Origin of the sequence: Povalibacter sp. (assembly GCF_036735925.1) — a bacterium.
Classification (GTDB): domain Bacteria; phylum Pseudomonadota; class Gammaproteobacteria; order Steroidobacterales; family Steroidobacteraceae; genus Steroidobacter.
In genome coordinates this window covers 15,941-38,011 of the sequence record NZ_DAINNK010000008.1, presented here as the reverse complement: position 1 = coordinate 38,011, position 22,071 = coordinate 15,941, and the positions used below count along the sequence as shown (strand labels likewise).

Sequence of the window (22,071 nt, the reverse complement as noted above, 5' to 3'; positions counted from 1 at the left end):
CCCTGCTACGCGGAGGAAGGGACGCATCGTTCGACATCACCCTCAATCGTCCAGCGCCCCCTGCGGCGCACTGGACTCAGCCCGGCTCGACGCTGACCCACCAGCGCGTGCGATAGACCAGGCTGACGGGCAAGGCGCGCGTGAGACTGCGCAGCACCGGCTCCGTGTCGCGGACCTGGAACGCGCCCGAGACTTTCAGCGCGGCGACATCGGGATGGCAGCGCACGACGCCGGGACGATAGCGACCCAACTCCGCAATGAAGTCATCGAGCCGCATGCCATCCGCGTAGATCACTCCTTGCGTCCACGCATCCGCCTGGACAGCGGCCGGTACGGCAGGCCCGATCGCCAGCGCATCGAAGCGCGTGCTCGTGCCTGCTTCGATGATCCTCGACATACCTGCCCCGCCCGGCCTGATCTCCACGGCACGTTCCAGCACCGTAACCGTCGTCGCATCATCATGACGACGAACGATGAAACGCGTACCGAGCGCACGAATGCGCCCATCGCGGGTGGCCACGACGAACGGTCGCGACACGGCCGCGCGGTCCGGCGCCGTCTGCACGAGAATCTCCCCGCTTCGCAGATGCAGCAGTCGCTCACGCTCGCCGTAATCGACGTCGATTGCAGAGTCGGTGTTGAGCCAGACATGACTCGCATCGGGAAGCGCGAAGTCGCGTCGTTCGCCGATGTCCGTGCGGTAGTCGGCGCGCCAGCTCTGCCACGGCAGTTGCCGGTAGCCGAGCCATGCCGCCGATGGCGCCGCAACGAGCAGCGCAAGCGTCTTCAATGCATCGCGCCGGTCGCTTCTTCGACGACGACGCAGCGCCGGCATGCCGACGCTCGCCGGAATGTTCCCCAGCGTCGCGCCGACGTGCTCCGCACGCTGCCAGGCGCGTTCACACTGCGGATCGCCGCGTCGCCAGTGCTCGAATGCCGCACGATCGTCCGCACTGGCTTCGCCGGACTGCAGCAACAGGAACCATTCGGCGGCCTGTTGCGCGATGCGCGGATCGAGGGCGGCTTCGCTCATGGCGCCAGGAGAATGCAGTGCGCGAAGGCCTGCGCGACGTAGCGCTTGACGCTGCGTTCGCAGACACCCAGCTGTTCGGAAATCTGCACATAGGTCAGACCTTCGAGCTGCGCCAGCAGGAACGCATCGCGCACGCGCGTCGGCAGGCCGTCCAGCATCGCGTCGATTTCATTGATCGCCTCGATCACCAGCGCTTGATGTTCCGGCGACGGCGCGACCGGTTCCGGCAATGTCGCGAGCGCATCGAGGTACGCCTGTTCCAGCGAACGACGACGGTAGCGCGCCAGCAGCAGATTGCGCGCGATGGTGGTCAGCCACGCGCGCGGCTCGCGGATGTTCTCGATGCCGCCGGCAACGAACGCGCGAATGAAAGTGTCCTGCGTCAGATCCGCCGCATCGCTCGTATTGCCGAGCTTGCGACGCAACCGGTCGAGCAGCCAGCCGTGATGGCTGGCATACAGGGAATGAAGGGAATCGGCGCCAGTGACTGAAGGATTGGACATGCGCATAGCCAGTGCTTGATGGCGCCCTGGCTGTGCATGCTGGCTGAGGCGGACGGGCGGGAGTCTAGCGCCCGATCTGCTTCGGTGTCACGGCTTCACCGATTCGCCAAGCCATGCGTGGACGGTGATCGCCAGGTCAAGTGGGGACGGCGTGCGCCCGGACCGCAGGCCGTTCCCGCTCGCGCCGAGTCAGGTGACGCGCCGCAATCGCGGCCAGCAGCCCCGTCGCGATCAGACTCAGGTCCATGCCGGCCACCGGCCAGTAGGTGTCCGTGAATACGGTCTTGATCAGATGGTCGCCCGTCGTCAGCCAGTTCAGCGCAACCGCAGCTGCGGCCAGCATCGACAGCACCCAGCACTGCTCGCGCCACGCCGGATTGATCTGCGCGCGCGCCACCGGACCACTGCGCAGCGCGGCGTGGATGAAGGCCATCACCCACGCGCCCCAGAAGGCAAACCCCTGGATGCCGTTCCTGCCGGGCAGACCCTCGGGCACCAGGCGATTGACCGCCAGCAGCATCACCGTCGCGATCAGCATCCCGGTGACTGCGAAGACCGCCACGGCATCGACGATGCGGCTGCCCTGGCTGCCCGCCCTGGCGTGCTGCGCCTTGCGTTTCTCGACGAAGAAGATGAAGCCGGTGGCGATGCACACGCAGCCCAGCAGGCCGCCCAACACGTACAACCAGCGCAGCAGCCAGTGACGGAAGTGCACGAGGTGCAGCCCCGCGAGGTACTCGAGAACCTGGCCGGTCGCCGAGGGCCTCGGGCTCTCGTGCATCACCTCGCCAGTACTGGCACGGAAATGGATGTCGCTGCCGGGCGCAGAAGTGACGCGATCCTCACCGGCATTACTGAGAACCACCCGGCCGTTCGCGTCGCCCACGTGCAGCAGGATCAGCGCTTCGACCTTGTCCGACTGGCCACGCGCTGCCCAGCGCTGCTGCGCCTGCACCACCATCGCGTCCACCGATGCCAACGGCACAGGCACGCCTGCGCGCCGCTTCGGTACTGCCGACTGCGCCTCTTCGTGGCGTTCGTGCAGCTCGTGCAGCGGCTGTAGCTGAGTCTCCGCGATCGGAAAGTAAATGCCGGCGAAGATAAGCAGGCCGGTCAGTGCGAAGAAGAAGTGGAACGGCAGTGCCACCACGCCGCTCAGGTTGTGCAGGTCCAGCGTGCTGCGCAACAGCGCCTTGCGCGGGCGGAAGGTGAAGAACTCGCGGAAGATCTTGCGGTGTATCACCACGCCACTGACCAGCGCCGCCATCATTGAGAATGCCGCCAGCCCGATGATCCACGCGCCCAGGTCGGCCCACGCCAGCGTCAGATTGAAGTGCAGCGGATAGAAGAGACCGGTACCGATGAACGCGGGCTCCTCTTCCAGCAACTCTCCTGTGGCCGCAACCAGCAGGCGCATGTCGTACGCCAGTTCGTCCGGCGACTTCGCCCCCGGCACTTCGTACCCGGCATACAGATAGGTGACCGGGTCGCGGGTACTGCGGATGTCCCAGTAGTTGATGTCGAAGCGCGTCGGCACCGGCCCGCTCAGCTCGTCCCGCAGCGCGGCGACATCTTCCGCTTCGGGTTGCATGCCCTCGAGCACGGGTCGCAACACGGTGTCGAAGGACGGCATCGGTTGAGCGGCCACACGCGTCGCCGGCACGGCCCAGCGGTCGATCTCGCGATCGAAGACCGACAGGGTGCCGAAGAAGAATGCGGCCATCAGCACGAACCCCAGCACCAGGCCGAACCAGGTGTGGACCCAGCTCATTGCCAGGCGGAAGCTCTGGAACATCAGGGCCTCGCTCGTACCGTCAGCGCACCAGTGCGGATTGCAGCGATGATGCGGCCACGATCAGCAGCGCGCCGCCCCCGACCAGCACCACGCCGACTCGCAGCAGGCTGCGCGCTGCGAAGGTCCACAGGAAAACGCACAGGAAGAGCAGGAAGCCCAGCAGCGAAGCCAGGCCCTGCGCATCGTGGAATTCCATACCCGCAGCATGGAGCGCCGTCATGCCCGAGGCGATGAAACCCCACGCAAATGCATAGCCTCCCAGCAATGCCAGCGCGACGCGAAGGGTCACACTCAGGCGCGGATCCACGTCAGCCCGGCTCGATTCAGAACCTGGAGCGCGCCGTGACCATGACGCGTCGCGGTTCGCCGTACAGCGCGTTGCCGCCCCATTCGACCGGCTGCGTGTTGATGACACGCCAGTAGGTCTCGTCGAACAGATTGGTCACGTTGAGCTGAACGCTGAAGTTCGCGTTGTGCTCGTAGCTGACCATTGCATCGACGAGGGTGTAGGCCTTCTGCTCCGTCCGGTAGTCGTAGCCCATCCAGTCGTTGAAGTGGTCGACGTCGCTCTGCCAGCGAAAACCACCGCCCACACGCCACTTGCCACCGGGCAGTCGGTAGGTCGTTGTGGCCTTGAGCAGACGCCGCGGGAGGTTGGGATCGATGTCCTGTCCCTCCGCACTGGGGTCGTCAGCGTTCTCGATGGTTTTCGGATTGGCGTAGGTATAGCCGGCCGCAATCTCCCAGGATGGCGTGAGGCGGCCCAGCAGTTCGATGTCGAAACCTTCGCTGCGTATCAGGCCGCCCGGACGGGAACAGCCCTGGCCCGGGGGCGGGCACGCCGCGAGGTCGCTGACAGCGATGTTGTCCTGATCGATGCGGAACACCGCAGCATCGAGTTCCAGCAAGCCGTCCGCCCATGCGCTCTTGACGCCGACTTCGTAATTCTTGCCGACGATCGGGTCGATGAACTCGCCGTTCCTGTCCATCGCCGACTGCGGCTGGAAGATGTCGGTGTAGCTCGCATACACCGTCGCCTGCCCGGCCAGGTCGTAAGTCACGCCGGCGTACTTGGTGACGTGCTTGTCGTAGTCGTAGGCCTCGGTCCAGCCATCCCAGAACGGCTGCTCCGGCGGCGTGACCCAGATGTTGTAGTAGTCGCCCTGGAACTCGTACTCGAACCAGTCGACCCGGGCGCCCACGATCAGCTTCAGCGGGTCCGAAATGTTGAAGCGAGCCGATGTGTAGATGCCGCGCTCGCGCGTTTTCCCAGCGTAGTAGAAATCGATGAGGTCGCGCGGGTCTGGCTTCACGGCGTCGTGAGTCCAGTTGTAGATGTCGATGTCGCTGGCCACGATGAAACCGCCGTAGCCCGCGACAGTGCCGTCGTCCTCTGCTTCGCGCACGGCGGCGCCGACTACTACATCGTGCTGGCGGCCGAAGAGTTCGAACGGACCCTGCGCGCGCAGGTCGAAGCTGGTGCGCTCGTTGCCCTCGTCGGCGTAGTGACCGCTCAGGTTGTATCCGCCCGCCTCGTTCAGGTACAGACCGTTGACGAAGTGTTCCTGTTCGACGTCGATGTAGTTGGCCGCAAACACTACCTGCCAGTCATTTGCGAACTGATGATTGATGCTGGCGTAAGCAGACGTGTTTACCGTGTCCCAGTAGTTCCAGTCGTTGCCCAGGAAGCTCGACCGCGACAGGTTCAGGTCGCCGCCGTCCTGGGCGGTAGGCAGACCGGCCCAGGTCGAGATGTCACTGTTGCTCTGGTATGAGACCGCGGCGGTCAACAGGGTGTGCTCGCCCAAGTCGAATTCGCCGATGGCGTAAAACACGCTGCGGTCTTCGCCGACCACAGCCTGGAAGCTGTCCGCCGTGCTCGCACTGGCCACCGCGCGGCCACGCACGCTGCCCGCCTGATTGAGCGGCCCGGAGACATCGGCCGTCGCGCCGAAGTAGTCCCACTCCCCGACGATGCCCTCGACACTGGCCTGAAAGGTCGCAGTCGGTCGCTTGCGCACGAAGTTGATCGTCGCCGACGGTGTTCCCGTTCCCTGGGACAGGCCAGTCGCGCCGCGCACGATCTCCACCCGGTCGTAGATGGCCATGTCGTTGAGCAGGCCATGGCCGCCGCTGTCGGTGTAGGCGGCGGGCAACCCGTCGTAGGTGAAGTTCGTGATTTCGAAGCCGCGCGACCAGTAGGTTTCGCGGTTCGGCCCGCTGTTGGTGTGCGGCGTGATGCCGGGGATGTACTTCAGCGCATCGCTGGCCTTGATCATGTTCTGATCTTCGATCCGGGCACGCGTAATCACGGTCACCGACTGCGGCGTCTCGCGCGCAGTCAGCGGCAACAGGGTCGCCGTGCTCATCGCCGAGGTGGCGTAGGAGCCGGTGCCTTCCGTCGTCGCATCGAGCGTCTCCTGTACCTTGATCGTCCGCATCGTGGCCTCGTCTGCAGACGAGGCGGACATTTTCCGCAGCGAATAGCTGCCGTTGGATTCCGCGGCAGCTTCATAGCCGGTGCCGCTCAACAAGCGAGCGAAACCTTCTTTGACAGTAAAGCTGCCGCTCAGCGCGGGCGCCTGCAGCGACGCCACTTCGGACGGCTCGAACACCAATGACACGCCCGCTTCAGACGCGAATCGATTGAGCGATTCACCCAGCGCGCCGGCGGGAATGCTGTAGCTGCGAGACGCAGCCGCCTGCGTCTGGGCCACGGCAAGTTGCGGGACACCCAGTCCCGCGAGCGACAGAGCGACAACAAGTTTGAGCACACGCGAGTGGCCGCGATGGGTGGGCATGGTCAGACGACTCCCTGGTTCAGCTCGAATGGGTGGCTGTTACGGGGGAAGCCGGACGAGATGACGAAACATGCAAAAAATCGAGCGGAAGGCTGCGGGCGGCCAGGACCCTATCGCCTTGCGTCCACCACCACCACCCCATCTGCCCGTGCGCCGATCACGATCGGAAACCGTCCCGCAAGAATCGCGAGCGCGCGATCGGTGTCATCGACGGGCAGCACGCCGGAGACGCGGATACCAGCAACGGCAGGTGCACAGTGCAGCTTGTCAGAGCGATAGCGCGCCAGTTCTGCAATCACTTCCTCAAGCGAACGATCGCTGACCATGAGATGGCCGCGCGTCCATGCATCGGAACCCGCGGCCGCTTCGTGAATCGATTGCACACCGCGTTCATCGAAACTCGTTGCATGATCTGCATCGAGTCGCATGCCGGCGGCATCGCGCGGACGAATCTCGACGGCATGTTCGAGCACCGCGATGCGCGTGTGGGTTTCGTGCAGTCGCACGCTGAAGCGCGTGCCGAGTGCGCGCATCACGCCATGCCGGGATTCGACCAGCAACGGGCGTTGCTCGCCAGCGGGATGTGCGGAGACCAGCAGGATCTCGCCGCGATGCAGATGCACGCGCCGCGCCCGCGAATCGAATTCGACATCAACCGCGCTATTCGTGTTGATGTGCAAAGTGGAACCGTCGTCGAGCACGACGTGCCGCCGTTCACCGATGGCGGTCCGCTCTTCCGCGAGATAGGGCTGCCAGAGCCGTTCGCGATGCGCGAGCCAGACGCCCGCTCCGCTCACCGCAACGCAGACCAGCCCTTTCAACACGGTGCGCCGGCCATGTGCAATACCCTTGAGCGTCGGCGTTGCAATGTCGCCGGGAACGCTGCCGAGCGTTTTCTGCACGTTCTGCAGGCGCAGCCAGGCTTGTTCGTGCTGCGAATCCTGATGGCGCCACTCCGCGCAGGCGCGATGATCCTGTTCGGTCGCCGTCCCTGAGTTCAGACGCACGAACCAGGCGACGGCCACGCGCCGCACGGCGGCGTCGACATGGATGGTCGCACTCATGATTCCGTCGCCCCGAAGCAATGATCGAACGCGACCGTCATGTGGTTGCTGACGCTGCGCAGACTGATCCCCACGCGCTGCGCGATCTGCGGATAGGTCAACCCGTCGATCTGCGACAGCAGAAATACTTCGCGCACCCTGGGCTTGAGTCCATCCAGCATCGCATCGATCCGCACCAGCGATTCAATCAGGATCTCCCGGGTTTCGGGCGACGGTGCGCAGGACTCGGGCACGCGCGCGAGGTATTCGAGAAACGCCCTTTCGACCCGGCGACGCCGGAAGTAATCGACGACGAGTCCGCCCGCAATCCTGATGAGATAGCTGCGCGGCTCCCTGATCGGCTCATCGCCCGCCGTGCGCAGTACGCGCACGAAGGTGTCCTGCGCCAGATCCGCCGCCTGCTCGGAGCAGCTCAGCTTGCGGCGCAGCCAGTTCTGCAGCCAACCATGATGATTGGCGTACAGCGAATGAAGCGGATCGGCCCCGGTGGCGGAAGGATGGGACATGCGAATGGCCAGTGCGTTGAAGCGCCCTGGCTATGCATGCTGGCTGAGGCGGACGGGCAGGAGTCTAGCTGGCGCATCGCTACGATGTCACCGACCACCGCCCGGAAACCGACTGCTTGCGCCCCTCCGGCCCGGCGCCGGGCTAGAAGTCCACCGAGGCCGAAATGGCAAGCGTTCGCGGAGCGCCGCTGATCAGGCTGTAGCTGGTGCTTTCCCAGTAGTCGTCGTCCAGCGCGTTCACCAGACTTGCACGCACGGTCACATTGCGGCCGCCCAGTCTTGCAGCGTAACGCGCGCCGAGATCTAACCGCGTCCAGTCCGGAATGCTCTGGGTGTTGGCCACGTCATAGAACCGGCTGCTGTTGTAGACCAGCCCGGCGGTCAGGGTCAGTCCGGACAGCCGGCTGACGTCGAATTCGGTGCGAAGGGTGGCCACCCATTCCGGCACATCGACCGGACGATTCCCTTCGTTGACGCCTCCCTGGGTCCGGACGAGTTCGGCATCGAGCCATGTCACGCCACCGACGAGACGCACGGTCCGGGTGACTTCGCCGAAACTCTCGACTTCGATCCCGCGATGGCGCTGGCGACCGGAGAGACTGAAGACATTGGTCTGCGGATCGAGGATGCCGGACGGCGCAGTGATCTCGAAAATGCCGATCGTGCCCGCCAGCGTATCGGCGTCGTACTTCACCCCGATCTCATACTGTTTGGTTCTTGCCGGATCGAACACCTCGCCGTAGTTGGCAGCCGTCGCGGGTGGCTGCGGCGCTTCGGAAAGGCCCTCGATGTAGCTGCCGTAGACAGCGACACGATCGCCCGCCCGGTACAGCGCGGCGATCACCGGCGTCACGGCCGATTCATCGTAGGTCACCACGTTCGTCAGGCGGTTCTCGTTGCGGATGTTCTGGTGACGCACGCCCAGCGTCAGGCGCGCGCGTTCATCGTGGAAGCTCAGGGTGTCGGCCAGCGCCACGCCGTCGGCGGTGACTTCCGCGTGACTGCGAACGAATGGAATCCCGGTGAAATCGGGGGCCGGATAGTCGTGCTGCAGGTCGTAGAGGTTCGAGATCGCGCCGCTGCCTGCAACGGTCCTGCGGCTGTAGTCGTAATCGCGAGTCGCCGAGTAGTACCCGAGGGCGAGTCCATGGCTGACGGGGCCCGTCACGAAACGCCCCTTCAGCTTCACATCGATCGACGTATTGTCCTGACTGGCGACCCATTCCCGATACGTCCCGGGCTCCTGCGAATCTCCCTGCTCGTTCATGATGCTTCGGTAGTAGCCGAACAGATTCTGTTCGTCGTAGTTCTGCCAGCCATACGCGGCGCTGGCAGTCCAGTCGTCGGCGAGGTCGTACTCTGCCCGCAGGACATGGAAACCGCGTTCCGTATCGACGTAGGTGAACGGACTGGCCGGGTTGGTGCTCGAATCCGGCGCCTTCGGTATGCCGATGCCGGCCGCCGGGGCGAAGCCGGTAAAGGTGGGCGCATCCAGATCCTGCTTCTGATAGTTGAAGTTGCCGAACAGACGCAGCTTCTCGCCCTGATAGTCCAGCGACACGCTGCCCAGACTCGAATCGTCACGATTGAAATCCAGGTTGGTGTCTCCGGTGCGGCCCGCGACGTTCACGCGGATGCCGAACGCCTTGTCGGCACCGAAGCGGCTCCCGACGTCCGCATGTGCGCCGAAATTGCTGTCCGCCAGGTAGCCGAGCGTCATCCGCGCGACGGGTTCGCTGCCGGCCCGCTTGGGCACGAGATTCACCATGCCACCGACCGCGCCGCCGGGCGGCACGCCGTAGAGCAGTGCGTTGGGGCCCTTGAGAAGCTCCACCCGTTCCAGCGACTCGATGCCCACGCGCCGCACCGAGCCGAGCGCGAACAAGCCATCGAAGGCGCTGTCGGTGCTGAACACTTCGAAGCCGCGGATCTTGTAGCCGTCGTTGGAGTAGAAGCGGCCTGAAATGCGCGTGATCGAAGGGCTGTTCTCCAGCACTTCATTCAACGTGGTGGCCTGACTGTTCTCGATGAGCGCCGCGGTGTAGGTGGTCTGGCTGAAGGGAGATTCCATGAAATCGCCCTCACCCAGAAGTCCCAGACTTCCGCCGCGGGCGACCTGCCCTCCTGCGTATTCCCCCGGCAGCGCCAGTGCAGCCGACGGCTCTGCGTCATCCGTTACCGTCACGCGCGGCAACGTCGCGGCAAGCGGCGCCTTGCGCAGGGTGTACGTCCCGTTCGCCTGCTGAACCGCCTCCAGCCCGGAGTCGCGCAGCAGTTGTGCGAACCCTTCGCCTACCGTGAAGCTGCCTTTCAGGCCCGGCGACTGCAGGCCGCGCGTGGTTTCGGCGTCCGTCGACAGCGATACGCCGGCCTGCGCGGCGAATCGGGTGAGTGCTTCACCGAGCGGACCTGCGGCTACGTCGAAGTGCTGCTGTTCCTGCGCGACGGCGACGCCGGGCAGCAACGCGGCGACATTGACGCCCGTGCCGAGAATGCAGGCAAGGGCCAGCCGCAACACGGCGTGGCGGGGTGCGGCAGCTGCGGAAGAACTGGCGCGGATACTGAGGCTGCGCGACGGACGGTTGGACATGATGAGTTCCGTAGACAAATGGACAGGCCGGATCGGGCATTGCATGCCCGGTTTCATGGAGGACGAACGAGCCCGCCGAAATGGAAAGTTCTGCGGTGAGATTTCCCGAAACCGCTCCCGGACAGAGCCGGGCAGCCCCGGCTAGCGGCGCGCGATGACGCGGGTCGAGAACAGGGACGGGTGTATGCGCACCGGGTGCGAAAGCGTGAGGCTTTGCAGCACGTGGTCGGTGTCGTCGATGCGGTAGGTACCGGTGACGTGCAACCCCGCGACGGCCGGATCGCAGCCGATGCGGTCGCGACGGTAGCGCGACAGCTCATTCAGAAAATCATCGAGCCGCTGATCGACCGCGACCAGCATGCCGCGCGTCCAGGCGACCTCAACGCTGTCGGCCGCCTGCTTCGATGCAATCGAGGTCCTGGTGAACGTCACTGCCTCGCCTGCATCGAGACGCACGGTACCGCCGCTGGTTCGCGTGCTCACCACCACCGCATGTTCGAAGACGGCGACGCGGCTGACACCCTTGTCGACGCGCACGCTGAAGCGCGTGCCCAGCGCGCGGACGCGGCCCTGGGGCGTGTCGACGATGAAAGGACGCGGCGGATCGGAAATCTCGTCAACGGCAGTCTGTACGAGGATTTCACCTTCGTGCAGACGCAGCAGACGCTGACGGGCATCGTAGTGCACGTCGAGCGCAGTGGCAGTGTTGAGATCGATGCCGCTGCCGTCGGCCAATGCGAGATGCCGACGCTCCCCCACCGCGGAACGATGGCCCGCAACCCAGCTTCGCCACGGCATCTGTTCGTACGCACTCCAGCCGACCCCGGCGCCGCCAGCCAGCAACAACAGACTCTTGAGCACCGTGCGTCGATGCAGCCGCCGCTCGTGCGATTCGGTGAGCACCGATTGCGACGTGCCTTGCGGCAACAGTCCGAGCCGCTGTTCCATGCGCTGCACGAGCGACCACGCCAGTCGATGCTGCTCGTTTTCCGCCAGCCACGTCGCCAGCGCGGACTCCACCTGGGCGCGTTGCGAAACCTCGTCGAACCGGAGTTTCACATGCCAATCGGCAGCCGCTTCCAGCACCGCCCGCGGCAGCGTCGTGTCCAGGACAGGAAGTGCCGCACTCATCGTTCAACCCGCCGTGAGCGACAGGCATTCGGTGTACGCACGCACGAGATGCCGGCGCACGGTGGGCAACGACAGCTTCAGGCGCTCCGCGATCTCGACCTGCGTCAGCCCCTCGAGTTGCGCCAGCAGGAACACTGCGCGCGTGCGCGATCCGAGCTGATCCAGCAGGCGATCCACGGCGACGAGCGTCTCGATGATGATCGCCTGCGTCTCGAGTTCGATCGATGCCGGTTCGGGTCGCGCTGCCAGCGCCGCGAGATACGCAGTCTCGATCGCCTGACGTCGAAAGCGGTCGACCATCAGCCCGCGTGCAACGGCAGTCAGGTAACTGCGCGGCTCGCGAATATCCAGAGGCTTGCCCAGCAACTTGAGGAATGTGTCCTGCGCCAGATCCGCCGCCTGCTCGGAACAGCTCAGCTTGCGGCGCAGCCAGTCGCGCAACCAGCCGTGATGGCTGGCGTACAGGGAATGAAGGGAATCGGCCCCGGAGACGGAGGAATTGGACATGCGACCAGCCAGTGCGTTGAAGCGCCCTGGCTGCGCATGCTGGCTGAGGCGGATGCGCGCGAGTCTAGCCCGGGTTTCGCCGCGGTGTCACCGTTGCCCGCTAGAACCGTCCCCGCAGGGACAGCGTGAAATTGCGCGGCTGGCCGTAGTAGTTGAACCCTTCGAGATAGCCCACGCTGGCGTAGTACGTCTCGTCGAACAGGTTGTCGACGTTCAATGCGGCGCTCCACCGGTCGCCGAAGCGGCGCTCGACGCGCACGCCGACGATCGCATAGGCGTCCTGGGTGATGTCGTACGGGACGTAGGTTTCCGAGATGCACTCGCCTTCGTCGTCGCGCAGTCCGTCGCAGACTTCACCGGTGAAGTAGCTCTTCGACTGCGCGTTGAGTCCTGCTCCCAGGCGCCAAGCCGACAGGGTTCCGGGCAGCTGGTACATGGTCCACAGCTTCAACAGATGCTCGGGTGTCTGCGAACTGAATCGCCGGCTCGCGCCTTCGGCGGTGCGCAGTTCATTGTCGTTGTAGGTGTAGCCCGCGGAAAACTCCCATCCGGGCACGAGTTCGCCCGATACCTCCGCATCGAAGCCGCGGCTGCGACGCACGTTCGGACCTTCGATGTAGCAGCACTGATACGGCCTGCTGAAATCTTCGAAATCCAGAATGCCCTCGTTCTTCTGCTGCGCCCGATAGACCGCCACCGAGCCGGTGAGCCGGCCCTCGTACCACGCGCCCTTCGCGCCGATTTCGTAGGTCTCGCCCGTCTTCGGATCCAGTCGCTCGCCCTGCGCGGTGAAAACATTCTGGACGACGAACGTGTCGGCGTAGCTGGCGTAGAGCGAGACCTGTGGCGTCAGGTCGAACGTCACGCCGCCGAAGGGCGTGACGATGCCGGAATCCTCGTACTGGTCACTGCTGGTGCTGTCGAAGCTTTCATAGCGGTAGTCGCTCACCCGCAGTCCCAGGACACTGTGCAGCCTGCGGGTCCATTCGGAGCGAAGGCTTGCGAACACGCCTTCCTGACGCTGGCCCGTACCGAACGGATTGCCCTGCGCCCGATCGACCGGCATCGGAAATGCCGCAGGATCGAAATCGAAAACGTCGATGACCGGTGTCGTGTCGTCGAGGTAGTAGTAGCCGCCGTCGCCGACGTGATCGATATCCTGCAGGTTGACGCCGAGCGTCAGTTCCTGCCGGTGTCCCGCGACATCGAAGCTGCCGTTCACCGACAGATCGGCGAGGACCTGGCGAACGTCGGGCGCGTAGTGATACGTGTAGATCTGCGGGCCCAGCAATGTCACCGGGTTTACCGCACCGACGGGATACAGATGCTTCGCGCGCGTCTCGGTGTCGCGACGCGTGAGATTGAGCTTCAGATTCCATTGCGCCGACAGGATCTGTTCGAGACCCAGGAACACATCGGTCGCCTGCCGGTTCCAGTAGCCGTCGAGCGAACACAGGCAGGTGTCGCGCGGCAGCCGCGGATCGTCGCCCGTTGCATAGCGCGGCAGGCCGATGAAGTTGGGCCGCTGGTCGTCGTCCTCGTAGGTCGCGCCCACCGTGAGCAATGTACGATCGGTGACGTCGGCTTCGAGCACGCCGTAGAGAACCACCTTGTCCTGCTCCGCGACGTCGTAGTAGTACTCGCGATCTTCGAAGGCCGCGACGAAACGGCCGCGCACCCGCTCGCTCGATGCGATGGCGCCGGTCACGTCGACCTGGGCACGAAAGCGGTCCCAGCTGGCGGCCAGCAGATCGGCCACGAACTGGAATTCGCCCAGCGGCCGTTTGCGGACGAGATTGATGCTGCCGCCGGGTTCGCCCGATCCCGAGTACAACCCGTCGGAACCGCGCAGCACTTCGACGTGATCGTAGGGCGCGAGGTCCGGCAGTCCCTGCTCGTCGAATCCATCGATGGCGCCGTAGCCGATCATGGACGGCGGACCGCCATCGAACTGCACGCTGGTCACGTCGAAACCGCGCGACAGGATGGCCGAATGCGCGCCGCCGGAATCGGGGATCACGGTGATGCCGGTCACCTGCTTCAGCGCTTCATCGGTAGTCGTCAGGTTCTGGTCCAGGATCCGCTGCGACGTCACGACGCCGACCGACTGCTGAATCTGCCGCAGGTCGCGAGGAACGCGGCTGCCGACCGCGACGGCGCCGGTGGTATAGGAACCGGTGCCCTCGGTGGTTGCATCCAGCGTGGCCTGCACCTTGATCGCCCGCAGGGTCTGTTCGGAAGCGGATGACGATCCTGTGCCGATCGGCGCGGGCTGCAGCGAATAGCCGTTGGCGCCCGGCACGGCCTGCAGACCATGCGGGCCGAGCAATTGTGCGAAGCCCTGTGCGACGGCGTAGCTGCCGCTCAGTCCGCCGCTCTGCTTGCCGCTGGTGAGTTGGGGATCGAACGACAGCGCCACGCCCGCGCGCTGGGCGAACTGATTCAGGACCTGGGTGAGGGAGCCGGCAGGAATGTCGTACGAACGTACTTCGCTGCTCACAGCGGGCGTCTGCGCGATCACAGTGGAGAAGGCAGTGACGCTGCCGCAAAGGACCGCGACAACGGCGACGGCAAGACGGCGTCGGGCGAGTGAGGCGTACATGAATCAGGCTCCTGAGCGGTTCTCAGGAGTCATGACGGACGAGTCGGGCGCAGGTATAGCGGCAGGCGAAGATTCCCTGCCGCGTCGCTAGCGATGACCGTCCTCGCGCAGCTCGACACGGACGGTCCATGGCCACTGCGACCTCAAGACGACGGGCTGCGTCTGCGTCTCTGCGATCACCGCAAGCGCCCTGTCGGTGTCATGCAGAGGAAACACGCCGGAGACGCGCAGGCCCGCCAGGGCAGCCGCGTCGTAGCGCAACCTCCCCTTGCGATGACGCGCCAGTTCATCGAGCACTTCCGACAACGGACGATCGTCGACGAGCAGCGAACCCTCGCGCCATCCTGCCGCCGCTGCCCCATCCACCTTGACCGGGAAATGCAACGCATCTCCGGAAAGCTTCACCTGCTCTCCGGGATGCAGATCCACGCACGCGACGTCGTGTTCTGGTGTGACGCACGTACGTACGACTGACTCCAGCACAGTGACGACAGTGGTCTGCTCATCCGCCTTGCGCACCAGATAGCGCGTACCCAGCGCGCGAGCGGTTCCCTGCGAGGTTTCGACGACGAAGGGACGCGCGGCATCCCTGGCCACTTCCACGAGCACTTCGCCTTCGCGCAACACCACCCGGCGCTGTGTCCCGGAATACGACACGTCCACGGAGGAGCGGCTGTTCAGTACGACGCGACTGCCGTCCTCCAGATCCACGGTCGCCTGCTCGCCCGCACCCGTCCGGTAATCGGCGCGCAACGCGGTGATCGACAACCCGCCCACGTAGCTGTCCGCGAGCGTGAGCATTGCACCGGCATACAGTGCCAGCGCACCCGCGCCGGCCGCGAATCGTGCCGCGCGGCGCTTTCTCGACCTGACGGAAAACCCCGCTTCCAGCGCCGCTGCCGATGATTTGCCGCGCACGCTTTCGAAGCGTTGCGAGATCGCCTCCATGCGCGCGAATGCCAGCGCATGCGCGGGATGTTCGCTGCGCCACCGGGCGCAGGATTCGAGCTCCGACTCTGCGACTGCAGACTCGCTCAATCGCATGTGCCACGCGAGCGCCTGCTCCACCATCGCACGCGTCGGCTCCATCGTCGGCTCTGCGCTCGTTGCGTTCACTGTTCCGGCATTCCGTGCAGCACGGCATAGCAATGCCGCATGGCCTGCGCCATGTACTGCTTGATCATGCTGACGGAAACGTCGAGCTGCGCAGCGATCTCGCTCTGCGACAACTCCTCGAGCCGGCTCATGAGGAACGCTTCGCGCGCCTTGCGCGGCAGTCCTTCGAGCAGCGCGGCAATCGCGAGCAGCGTGTCGATCGCCTCCTGCTGCTGTTCCGGCGAGGCAGCGTTTGCATCGGCGTGAATCGCCGCCCAGGTGTCGAGATAGGCGCGCTCGATCTGCGCGCGACGCGACCGGTCGATCAGCAGGCGGGTCGCCGTCGTGACGAGGAAGGCGCGCGGTTCCCTGAACTCCGTACGCGGCAGACCCAGCAATCGGCAGAACGTGTCGTGCGCGACATCCGCCGCCTGCTCGGGACACTGCAACTTCCGACGCAACCAGCTGCGCAACCATCCATGGTGGTCGCTGTACAGCGCACCGACTTCACGTTGAAGAACCGACTCAGAGCCCGCCACGGCGCTCCCCTCTTATATATGTAGGGCCGTCGCTGGGGGCTGGCCCTTAAATGAGAACGGTTCGCATCTTAGGGAGGTGATCCTGGCGTTTCAAGCAGAGTGGCCGCAGAGGCGGCGTGGCCTCATGCGTACGCGCTGGGCGCGCTTTCACGATCTCAGATCAACCAGTGCTGCGCGTAGTCGATCCAGTCCGGATTAGTGCTGCGGATCAGCAGCAGTTTGTGGCCCGCGCTCCAGCGCATCACCTGGCGCCACCGTTCCTTGGCGGACCGTGGATCATCATGCAGTTCGAGGTGCACGAGGCGCCGCACGTATACGCGTGGGTTGTGCTGCTTTGCCAGACGGTCCCGTCGCAGTTCGGCGGCGAGATCTTCGCTCGTTCGCAGGCTGAGCGCGCCGAAGCGACCTCTGGCCAGGATGTAGAAGCACGGCCCTGGCGGCACCGGTTCTGTCGACAAGGTGTGGCGGTCAGGTCTGACGATCGTGGTCATGGGACCTCAGAAGAGCCATACGCAGACTGCCGTCAGGACCAGAACCGTCGCATGTGGAATGACGCTGAGAGACCAGCGCGACAATGGCATCAGCATCAGCGCGACAAACAACGTCGATGCGCTCACGCACGCCAGCCAGACGGCAACCCCCACATCCAGGCCCCAGTCGCCCATGCATAGGGCGAGCGCCACGGCGAGCATGAAGAAGCCGACGCGACGCAGCCGGCGATACAGCGCGCTCGAATCGTCGCGCGCCTTCCAGATCACGTCGTACAGCAGCACGCATGACTCGAATACGTCGATGACAATGGCGCCGATGCGCCACAGCGCCCCGACGATCCACGCTACCAGGGGCTGAAGTCCGCTTGCCGGCGCCGTGTTCGTGCTGTGATCGCGCCGGGTTTCGTGCTCGCTCACCGCTCGTTCTCCACCGCCCAGCTTCAAGGACTCATGGATGTATGACGAACGAGATCGAAAAAGGGGCATCGAGGTTTGCCGAAGTGGATGTTCGGCCTGCACTGGATCCTTCGACTCCTACGTGCACGCATACGATCGCCTGCTCGGCGATCACCTCGATGTTCGGATGATCGATGGACTGCAGCCGCACGAGCGCAAGGAACTGCTGTTCATGGCAGAGAGTGCGAACTTCGGCGCCCGATGGCCGAAGTACACGCGCCAACTGGAGCTGATCATCGACAGCCGCATTCGCCACCGCGAAGGCTCAGCCAACGAGATCGAGCTGGTCTGTCGCGAGCTGCTGAACCAGCGCCAGTTCGCCGCCGCACGCAGGCTCGCGCAAGCCAGCGGACTCCAGGGCTTCGAGTTCACGATCGAGAATCTGGCGCCACGAGCGAACTCGCCTACCGTTCTTTCCGTCGACGGTCCGAAGCTCACCCGCAAGCCCTTCGATGTGACGCGGGATGCTCAGGTCATCGTGCTTTCCAGTCCCGGTTGTCCGCACTGCCTGGAAGCAGCCAGGGATATCTCGAACGATCCCAGGCTCAAGGAAATTTTCATGGCGCGCGGCGCCTGGATCGCACCGGCCTATGACCTCGGTTATGGCGAGACTTTCACGAAGTGGAACCAGAACTATCCGTGGTTCCCGCCGCTGGTCATGTACGACGCCAGGGAATGGCCCGACTCGATCACCGGCGGGACCACCGCGATTCCCACACCCACGTTCGTGTTCCTCGAAAACGGCAAGGTCCGCCGACGCATCATGGGCTGGGGACCGGGCGCTGCCGATGAGACGGAACTGCTGACAGCGCTGAAGGAGATTGGCATCGCCAGGTGATGCGGGAGCAGCGGACTCTTCATCCGCTGATCCCGCAATTGCGCATGGTCAGAAATCCACCCGCGCCGTCAGGAACGTATAGGCGCTGAACAACTTGAAGGTCACGGTGGGAATCTGCGTGAGGCGCTTTTCGCCGTTCGCATCGACCGGTCGGGTATGGCTGTACCCGCCGCTGATTTCCCAGTTCGCCGTGAGCTGTCCGGAGACGTCGAGTTCGAAGCCCGTGGTCTTCGTGCCATCGACGCCTTCATAGACATAGTCGCCGGTCGGCCCGTAGTTGACCGTCCCGCCGGGCCCCGGCACGTACTCGGGCACGTTGTCCTTCTTCGTCTCGTAATACGCACCCGAGATATTGAGCCGGTCTTCGAAGAACGCGAGCTTCACCCCGCCTTCCAGGTTGGAGCCCACCGCCGGATCCAGCAGATTGCTGTTGGCATCGCGTACGGTCGCGGGCTTGAAGATGTCGGTGTAGCTGGCGTAGACGGACAGATGTTTCGTGAGATCCACGACCTGGCTGCACATTGCTGGCTGAGGCGGACGGCGGCAGTGTACGCGTGACGCTGGTGTGCCGGAACCAGGACGAAGAAACAGAAGCGAAAACGCGTTTTGTCACCTGACAAACACAATGATAAAGTTGTGTTGTGATTCCTGACTTTGACGCCGCTACCGGCAACTTGCCCGCCGGCGAGCACTCAGCAACGTGGCAGGAAATGCTGGATCGCTATGGCTACACACCGTGGCGCCGCCGTCTGCTGGACGGCTTGCTTGATGCCTTACGGCGGCTGCGCACTGCTGGCTGCGCGCGGGCCTACATCGACGGCAGTTTCATCACAGCGAAGGAGCAACCCGGCGACTTCGATGCCTGCTGGGATGCTGAAGGAGTCGACTTTGACCTGGTGGATGATCGGCTGCTGACGTTCGACAGCGGGCGTGCCACACAGAAGGCAGCGTTTCTCGGCGAGTTGTTCATCGCCGACTCACGCGCCGATCCGCAGGGCACATTGTTTCGCGATTTCTTCCAGACCGATCGCGACGGCGGTCGCAAGGGCATCATCGTCATCGACCTGAAGGGCTTGCCATGATCACCAACCAGCGCCAGTACCTCAACACGCAGGCCCAGGCCGAGCGATTCCGGCAAGCGCTGGCCGCGCCCGACGCGAAAGGTGTGCATCCGAAAGCGGCGAAGGCCATGCGAGACGGGCTGCGCAGCCAACTCGAAGACCTGGAAGCCGAACTGGCCGAATACGACGCCTTGCGCGGGGGGCGCGTCGTCACGCTGGAGGCCGAATCCATCGTTGGCATTGGCGAAGCACTGATCAAGGCGCGCATCGTGCGCAACTTGACGCAGAAGGAACTCGCCGAACGGCTGTCGCTGGCGGAGCAACAGGTACAGCGCTACGAGGCCACTCAGTACCGCGGCGTCGCGGCCGAGCGCTTGCAGCAGGTGGCCGATGCACTCAGGCTGCGGGTGCGTGAAGTGTTCACGCTCGAAAAGGCCTGAACCGCCGGCACGAGTGTGCCCTCCCCAGCAAGCGGAGGAGGGAAAGAATGGAAACCCGTCTTCAGAAATCCACCTCCGCCGAGAACGACAGCCGCCGTTCCTGACCGTAGGTCAGCCAGCCCTCGGCAGGCGCTGCGGTGGCGAAGTACTTCTTGTCCGTGAGATTCGTGACGTTCAACCGCAGCGTCGTCGCCTTGCCGCCCAGCGCGAACCGGTAGCGGGCGCCGGCATCGAGGGTGGTATAGCCGGGCAACGTGCCGCACAGCGTCGGGTCTCCCAGATACACCGAACAGCGACTCGCATCCGTGGAGGCGGTGATCGCGCCCGTGAAGGTCAGACCCTGCACGGCTGGCAAGTCGTACTCGGCGTTGAGTACGAACCGGTGATCCGGAATGCCCATGACTTTCTCGCCGTCGGCGGCGCCGCCTTCGGTCTTCACGAACTCCGCATCCATGTAGGTGTAGCTGCCCAGCAGACGCACGCCTGCGAACGGCTCGCCGAACACGGACAACTCCAGCCCGCGATGGCGTCGTTCGCCGTCGATGCTGTAGTGGAATGTATTGGGCGTGTCGGTGGGCTCGGCGATACCGTTCATCTGGGAAATCTGGAACAGTGCGGCCGTCGCGCCGAGACTGCCGTTCTCCCACTTGGCGCCGATCTCGTACTGCTCGCTCTCGGTTGGCGGGAAGAACGCGCCCGCATTCACGTAGTAGCGTGGCGGCAGCGCACTCGGTTCGTTCTCCGGCGCCTGCGGCCCCTGCTCGAGATCTTCGATGTAACTGCCGTAGACCATCCACTGCGATGACGGCCGGTAGACCAGTCCGACCGAAGGCGTCACGGCGCTTTCATCGTAGTACCCCTCCTGCTCCACATTCTGGTGTCGCAGGCCGAGCAGCAACTGATAACGCTCATCGGCGAGGCTGAGGCGATCCACCACGGCGTAGCTGCGGAAGGAATTCTTGCCGTCATAAGGAAGATCGGACCGATCCGGCGTAGGCAGCGTGATATCGGGCGGCGTTGTCGCGATGGGCACGCGCACGCCGGTGGCTTCTTCCATCCAGAGACTCCAGCCCTTGCGCTCGTAGAGGCTGGCGCCCACGACCAGTTCGTGCCGGACCGGACCGGTCGCGAACTCGCCGTACAGATTCAGCTCACTCGACTTGGGCTGCAGCACCATGGCCCACATCTGGTTCATGAGTGCGACGGTGCCGTCGGGATCTTCACTGCTCCAGTCCGGATAGGTGGCCGGCCAGAAATCCTCGGCTTCGTTCTGGCCGTATTTGAACGAGACGCTCCAGTGCTCGCTCAGATCATATTCGAGCGCGGCGATGAACAGGTCGAAGTTCTGCTCGGCATTCCACCAGTTCGTCGGGTTCGGGCAGGTGTCTCGATCGGGGTTGGCGTCGAGATCCCAGCCATCGCAGCTGTCGGTCCCGTCGCCTTGCGTATGCTGACGTTGGCCGACGTAATCCAGCGACGCACGGAAGCGTTCGCCGCGGTAGTCGAGTGCAACGCTGGCGAGCTTCATCTCCTGTTCGAAGCGCGTATCGCCGAACGTGCCCTTGCGATAAAGCAGGTTGGTGCGCACGCCCCATTGACCGTCGGCGCCGAAGCGCCGGCCGAAATCCACGGTCGTGCCCAGCACGTCTTCGGTTTCGTAGAGAGCGCTGACGCGGGTCAGCGGTTCATCAGCCGCCCGCTTGGTGACCATGCTGACGGAACCGCCGATGCCGCCTTCGAGCGCGCCCTGCAATAACGCGCTCGGGCCTTTCATCATCTCGATGCGCTCGTAAGGCTGCACTTCGAGGTAGCCATCGGCGTTGCCCATGCCGTACAGGCCGTTCACGCCGAGTTCTCCCTTGCCCAGCTGGAAGCCGCGGATCGAGAAGACGGGCGAGAGACCGAAGCTGTTGATGTCCTGTACCGAGGAGTCGAAACGCAGCACCTCGCGGACATCCTTCGCCTGCAGGTCGCGCGTGAATTCCTCCGTGAAGTTGACGACGCTGAAAGGCGTCTCCATCACGTCGACCGCACCGAGCAGACCCAGCCTGCCGCCATTTGCCACCTGGCCGCCGGCATACACGTCCGGTAAATCCGTCGGGGCAGCATCAACCTCCGCACGTACCTTGACCGGCGGCAACACGGCGGGACTGTCGGTGCTGGTCGGCAGTTTCTGCAGCAGGTAGATGCCGTCATCGCTGCGCACCGCCAGCAGACGATGTCCTGAGAGCAGGCGCGAGAAGCCTTCGGTGACCGTATAGCGGCCGCGCAGTCCCTCGCTGGTGCGGTTTTCGGTCAGCGTCGAATCGAAGGAAAGCACCACGCCCGCAGCGCCTGCGAACTGGCCGAGCACGCTGCCGAGCGGTCCGGCGGGAATGTCGACTTCCACCGGCTGCACTTCGGCCGAGGCGTTCGCCGCACGTGCTTGTGTCGACGCCGTGCCCATTGCCGCCATGGCGAATGCGGCGAGCAGCAACGCGCGCGTCCGCGCCGATCCATGCTGCCTGCTGCGGAAGATCGTGTGTGACATGCCCTGCTCCCTTGTGATTGCTGTTCTAGTGCTGGCCACGGCCAGCCTCGCTATCCAGGGAGGTCGGATGAGAATCGAAAAGGGACAAT

Annotated in this window: 20 protein-coding genes; 3 read left to right on the top strand and 17 right to left on the bottom strand. The window is 64.4% G+C overall.

Annotation, left to right across the window (positions count from 1 at the left end; all coding sequences use genetic code 11):
* Nucleotides 1–76 precede the first annotated feature (76 nt).
* The 15 genes from V7D81_RS04390 to V7D81_RS04320 form a co-directional block, all read right to left on the bottom strand.
* Nucleotides 77–1,033 carry a FecR domain-containing protein gene (locus tag V7D81_RS04390; protein ID WP_324314761.1) on the bottom strand — a complete coding sequence of 319 codons (957 nt, stop codon included), beginning with the start codon at nucleotides 1,031–1,033 and terminating at the stop codon, nucleotides 77–79.
* Complete coding sequence (locus tag V7D81_RS04385; RefSeq protein WP_324314760.1) at nucleotides 1,030–1,536, bottom strand: sigma-70 family RNA polymerase sigma factor; 507 nt, start codon at nucleotides 1,534–1,536, stop codon at nucleotides 1,030–1,032. Before V7D81_RS04385 ends, V7D81_RS04390 begins: the two co-directional genes overlap by 4 nt.
* Nucleotides 1,537–1,672: 136 nt before the next feature.
* Complete coding sequence (locus V7D81_RS04380) at nucleotides 1,673–3,331, bottom strand: PepSY-associated TM helix domain-containing protein (RefSeq protein WP_349257606.1); 1,659 nt, start codon at nucleotides 3,329–3,331, stop codon at nucleotides 1,673–1,675.
* A 19-nt stretch (nucleotides 3,332–3,350) separates the two neighbouring features.
* Nucleotides 3,351–3,620, bottom strand: coding sequence for a hypothetical protein (locus V7D81_RS04375; protein WP_324314757.1), 270 nt, complete (start codon nucleotides 3,618–3,620; stop codon nucleotides 3,351–3,353).
* A gap of 34 nt (nucleotides 3,621–3,654) precedes the next feature.
* Nucleotides 3,655–6,132, bottom strand: coding sequence for a TonB-dependent siderophore receptor (locus V7D81_RS04370; protein WP_324314756.1), 2,478 nt, complete (start codon nucleotides 6,130–6,132; stop codon nucleotides 3,655–3,657).
* A 110-nt stretch (nucleotides 6,133–6,242) separates the two neighbouring features.
* Nucleotides 6,243–7,196, bottom strand: a complete 954-nt coding sequence (locus tag V7D81_RS04365) for a FecR domain-containing protein (protein ID WP_324314755.1) — start codon at nucleotides 7,194–7,196, stop codon at nucleotides 6,243–6,245.
* Nucleotides 7,193–7,702: a sigma-70 family RNA polymerase sigma factor gene (locus V7D81_RS04360; protein ID WP_324314754.1), complete on the bottom strand. Its 510-nt coding sequence runs from the start codon at nucleotides 7,700–7,702 to the stop codon at nucleotides 7,193–7,195. Before V7D81_RS04360 ends, V7D81_RS04365 begins: the two co-directional genes overlap by 4 nt.
* 142 nt (nucleotides 7,703–7,844) lie before the next feature.
* Nucleotides 7,845–10,292 (bottom strand): TonB-dependent receptor, encoded by a 2,448-nt coding sequence (locus tag V7D81_RS04355; RefSeq protein WP_324314753.1) that lies wholly within the window; start codon nucleotides 10,290–10,292, stop codon nucleotides 7,845–7,847.
* A 141-nt stretch (nucleotides 10,293–10,433) separates the two neighbouring features.
* Nucleotides 10,434–11,423, bottom strand: coding sequence for a FecR domain-containing protein (locus V7D81_RS04350; RefSeq protein ID WP_324314751.1), 990 nt, complete (start codon nucleotides 11,421–11,423; stop codon nucleotides 10,434–10,436).
* Nucleotides 11,424–11,426: 3 nt separating this feature from the next.
* Nucleotides 11,427–11,930 carry a sigma-70 family RNA polymerase sigma factor gene (locus tag V7D81_RS04345; protein WP_324314749.1) on the bottom strand — a complete coding sequence of 168 codons (504 nt, stop codon included), beginning with the start codon at nucleotides 11,928–11,930 and terminating at the stop codon, nucleotides 11,427–11,429.
* 100 nt (nucleotides 11,931–12,030) lie between these two features.
* The gene (locus V7D81_RS04340; protein WP_324314748.1) at nucleotides 12,031–14,532 is read right to left on the bottom strand and encodes a TonB-dependent siderophore receptor; all 2,502 of its coding nucleotides are present in this window, start codon (nucleotides 14,530–14,532) and stop codon (nucleotides 12,031–12,033) included.
* Between the two features lie 87 nt (nucleotides 14,533–14,619).
* Nucleotides 14,620–15,621, bottom strand: a complete 1,002-nt coding sequence (locus V7D81_RS04335; protein WP_324314747.1) for a FecR family protein — start codon at nucleotides 15,619–15,621, stop codon at nucleotides 14,620–14,622.
* A 23-nt stretch (nucleotides 15,622–15,644) separates the two neighbouring features.
* Nucleotides 15,645–16,166, bottom strand: a complete 522-nt coding sequence (locus V7D81_RS04330) for a sigma-70 family RNA polymerase sigma factor (RefSeq protein WP_324314745.1) — start codon at nucleotides 16,164–16,166, stop codon at nucleotides 15,645–15,647.
* 155 nt (nucleotides 16,167–16,321) lie between these two features.
* Nucleotides 16,322–16,657, bottom strand: coding sequence for a hypothetical protein (locus tag V7D81_RS04325; protein WP_324314744.1), 336 nt, complete (start codon nucleotides 16,655–16,657; stop codon nucleotides 16,322–16,324).
* 6 nt (nucleotides 16,658–16,663) lie between these two features.
* Nucleotides 16,664–17,074 carry a DUF3325 domain-containing protein gene (locus V7D81_RS04320; RefSeq protein ID WP_324314743.1) on the bottom strand — a complete coding sequence of 137 codons (411 nt, stop codon included), beginning with the start codon at nucleotides 17,072–17,074 and terminating at the stop codon, nucleotides 16,664–16,666.
* Nucleotides 17,075–17,195: 121 nt separating this feature from the next.
* Here V7D81_RS04320 and V7D81_RS04315 point away from each other — a divergent pair, with 121 nt between their 5' ends.
* Nucleotides 17,196–17,951, top strand: a complete 756-nt coding sequence (locus tag V7D81_RS04315) for a hypothetical protein (protein ID WP_324314742.1) — start codon at nucleotides 17,196–17,198, stop codon at nucleotides 17,949–17,951.
* A 48-nt stretch (nucleotides 17,952–17,999) separates the two neighbouring features.
* On the opposite strand, the gene V7D81_RS04310 is transcribed toward V7D81_RS04315, so the two are convergent.
* Nucleotides 18,000–18,473 (bottom strand): TonB-dependent receptor domain-containing protein, encoded by a 474-nt coding sequence (locus V7D81_RS04310; RefSeq protein WP_324314740.1) that lies wholly within the window; start codon nucleotides 18,471–18,473, stop codon nucleotides 18,000–18,002.
* A 119-nt stretch (nucleotides 18,474–18,592) separates the two neighbouring features.
* Here V7D81_RS04310 and V7D81_RS04305 point away from each other — a divergent pair, with 119 nt between their 5' ends.
* Together V7D81_RS04305 and V7D81_RS04300 are read left to right on the top strand one after the other, a co-directional pair.
* The gene (locus tag V7D81_RS04305) at nucleotides 18,593–19,033 is read left to right on the top strand and encodes a DUF6932 family protein (RefSeq protein WP_442958331.1); all 441 of its coding nucleotides are present in this window, start codon (nucleotides 18,593–18,595) and stop codon (nucleotides 19,031–19,033) included.
* Entirely contained in the window at nucleotides 19,030–19,452 is a 423-nt protein-coding gene (locus V7D81_RS04300; protein WP_324314737.1) for a helix-turn-helix domain-containing protein, read from the top strand. Before V7D81_RS04305 ends, V7D81_RS04300 begins: the two co-directional genes overlap by 4 nt.
* A gap of 61 nt (nucleotides 19,453–19,513) precedes the next feature.
* Here the strand turns inward: V7D81_RS04300 and V7D81_RS04295 are convergent, their stop codons facing one another.
* Nucleotides 19,514–21,982 (bottom strand): TonB-dependent receptor, encoded by a 2,469-nt coding sequence (locus tag V7D81_RS04295; protein ID WP_324314736.1) that lies wholly within the window; start codon nucleotides 21,980–21,982, stop codon nucleotides 19,514–19,516.
* Nucleotides 21,983–22,071: the final 89 nt, after the last annotated feature.

Coding starts and splice junctions, on each gene's coding strand:
- V7D81_RS04390 (WP_324314761.1), bottom strand. CDS start 1,033: ATGAGCGAAGCCGCCCTCGATCCGCGCATCGCGCAACAGGCCGCCGAA.
- V7D81_RS04385 (WP_324314760.1), bottom strand. CDS start 1,536: ATGTCCAATCCTTCAGTCACTGGCGCCGATTCCCTTCATTCCCTGTAT.
- V7D81_RS04380 (WP_349257606.1), bottom strand. CDS start 3,331: ATGTTCCAGAGCTTCCGCCTGGCAATGAGCTGGGTCCACACCTGGTTC.
- V7D81_RS04370 (WP_324314756.1), bottom strand. CDS start 6,132: ATGCCCACCCATCGCGGCCACTCGCGTGTGCTCAAACTTGTTGTCGCT.
- V7D81_RS04365 (WP_324314755.1), bottom strand. CDS start 7,196: ATGAGTGCGACCATCCATGTCGACGCCGCCGTGCGGCGCGTGGCCGTC.
- V7D81_RS04360 (WP_324314754.1), bottom strand. CDS start 7,702: ATGTCCCATCCTTCCGCCACCGGGGCCGATCCGCTTCATTCGCTGTAC.
- V7D81_RS04355 (WP_324314753.1), bottom strand. CDS start 10,292: ATGTCCAACCGTCCGTCGCGCAGCCTCAGTATCCGCGCCAGTTCTTCC.
- V7D81_RS04350 (WP_324314751.1), bottom strand. CDS start 11,423: ATGAGTGCGGCACTTCCTGTCCTGGACACGACGCTGCCGCGGGCGGTG.
- V7D81_RS04345 (WP_324314749.1), bottom strand. CDS start 11,930: ATGTCCAATTCCTCCGTCTCCGGGGCCGATTCCCTTCATTCCCTGTAC.
- V7D81_RS04340 (WP_324314748.1), bottom strand. CDS start 14,532: ATGTACGCCTCACTCGCCCGACGCCGTCTTGCCGTCGCCGTTGTCGCG.
- V7D81_RS04335 (WP_324314747.1), bottom strand. CDS start 15,621: ATGGAGCCGACGCGTGCGATGGTGGAGCAGGCGCTCGCGTGGCACATG.
- V7D81_RS04325 (WP_324314744.1), bottom strand. CDS start 16,657: ATGACCACGATCGTCAGACCTGACCGCCACACCTTGTCGACAGAACCG.
- V7D81_RS04310 (WP_324314740.1), bottom strand. CDS start 18,473: ATGTGCAGCCAGGTCGTGGATCTCACGAAACATCTGTCCGTCTACGCC.
- V7D81_RS04300 (WP_324314737.1), top strand. CDS start 19,030: ATGATCACCAACCAGCGCCAGTACCTCAACACGCAGGCCCAGGCCGAG.
- V7D81_RS04295 (WP_324314736.1), bottom strand. CDS start 21,982: ATGTCACACACGATCTTCCGCAGCAGGCAGCATGGATCGGCGCGGACG.